Raw genomic sequence first — 1,707 nt, 5'->3', positions numbered from 1 at the left:
GGTGAACGCCGCGTACGCCTCGGCGGTGGTGTCCTCGTCCCAGCCGAGGAGCGCGTCCTGGGGTGCCATGATGCCTCACTTCGCAGGGATGGGTCCGCCCGGCGCAGCACGGGCGGGCCGGGGGTCAAAAGAGGGATGCCTGGACGGCGGCGCCGGGCGAGGTGAATGCACCGCCGAGGGTGATGCGGCGTCCCTTGAGCGTGCCGAGGTCCAGTAGGTAGCGAAGGTCGTTGTCGCTGTCCAACGCGACGAGGACCTGGGAGCCGATGCAGGAGAGCGGGGTGAAGCCGTGCTCGCCTTCGTCCATCTTGTGCGGGTACAGCGCCCGCGCGTCGCCGACATTGCGCAGTTGGTCGCCTTCGTCTGGCGGGGCCCAGGCTCCCAGGACGGTCGCGGTGCCGAGCTCGGCGAGCGTCTTGGCCGCGCGGTCGACAGTCTGGCGGTGGGCTTCTTCGACGGCGGGCAGGTCGGTGAGGTTGGCCAGGGCCTTGAGCTTGGCCGTTGCCCGGACGGTTTGCGGGATGCCCAGGTGGCGGGTGAGGGCCTCTTCGAGGTGGCGCACGGTGCGGCCGTCCGGGCTCATGGCCAGGTAGGTCGCGAACAGCGCTCCCTGTTCGTCGAGGCGGGAGCGCTTGCGCGGCTCGGCTGCGGTGCCGACCTTGGTGGTGCCGTCGGCGAAGGTTGCCGCGTACAGCCAGTGCGGCTGGGCCATGTACCGCTGGAGTGCTTCGGGGGCGTGGCCGCCGTGGTGGAACTGGTGGGCGAAGCGGAAGTCGTCCTGCCCCGCGCACCGGGCGCACTGCCCGCTCTGGACGGCCGGTGCGCGGTCGGGGCAAGCGAGGGCCTCAACGCGGACGGTGTCGGCGAATTGGTACCGGCCGGTGCACCACCGGCCGGTACTGGTCACGCGGAAGCCGAGGTGCCGGTTCATGAATTCGGCGTAGACCAGAGGTCCGCCGGGCAGCGGGGCGAGCAGCAGCCGGGGGTCCCCGGTGGCCCAGGTGATGCCGTGGCAGATGTACTCGCCGCTGTCGGGCAGGGGCACTGGCATGGTGCGTTCCTCGGGAGATGGGCCGGGCACGGTCAGACGGTGAGTTGGAGGCGGTCGGTGAGGGCGCCGGCCGCGGTCTTGAACACGGTGTCGGCGTCCATGCTGGTGACATCCAGGGACAGCCAGCCTTCGCATTCGCCCTGCTCTTGGAGCTGGGCGAGGACCGTGTTCTGGTAGCGGATGAAGTCCTCATCGCCGCTGCCGGAATGGCCAGTCTCCAAGGAGGTGAACTGTCCCTTGCGCCGCAGGGCTTCGCGGGCACCGATCCGCAGGAAGATCACCAGGTCTGGCGGGGCGAGGTGGGCGAAAACCTGTTCGGCGAGGTGGGTGGGAACGTCCGGGTTGACTGCGTAGCGGGCGAGGATCTTGTGGTGGGCGTTGTCGAGGATCACGTGGGTGCCGGCGGCGAGCGCGGGCCGGATCACGAGCTCGTCCTGGAGGGTGTACCAGGCGGCCAGCGCCAACAGCCAGTAGTGATCACTGCACGCCTGGGCGACGCGTGAGTCGCGGCGGTAGACCAGCGCGTTGAGGCGGTCGACGTAGGCGGACAGCTCCTCATCCATGGGGACTTCGGTGCTGTGCTTGCCGACGAGGATCGCCGGGTGGCCGGCGTCGTTGAGGGCCTGGTGCAGACGCGCGGCCAGGGTGGACTTGCC

General features: G+C 70.0%; 1 protein-coding gene and 1 pseudogene. Both read right to left on the bottom strand.

The annotated features are described in order from the left end of the window. Positions 1 to 124 precede the first annotated feature (124 nt). Positions 125 to 1,051 (bottom strand): DUF2797 domain-containing protein, encoded by a 927-nt coding sequence (locus AB0J09_RS64095; RefSeq protein ID WP_360714226.1) that lies wholly within the window; start codon positions 1,049 to 1,051, stop codon positions 125 to 127. 32 nt (positions 1,052 to 1,083) lie between these two features. Beyond that, a pseudogene (locus AB0J09_RS64090) lies at positions 1,084 to 1,707 on the bottom strand (hypothetical protein); the annotation flags it as partial.

This window comes from Nonomuraea sp. NPDC049784, from assembly GCF_040659615.1.
Classification (GTDB): domain Bacteria; phylum Actinomycetota; class Actinomycetes; order Streptosporangiales; family Streptosporangiaceae; genus Nonomuraea.
The sequence above is the reverse complement of the archived record's forward strand: the minus strand, read 5'-3'. Positions and strand labels throughout refer to the sequence as shown.

Coding starts and splice junctions, on each gene's coding strand:
- AB0J09_RS64095 (WP_360714226.1), bottom strand. CDS start 1,051: ATGCCAGTGCCCCTGCCCGACAGCGGCGAGTACATCTGCCACGGCATC.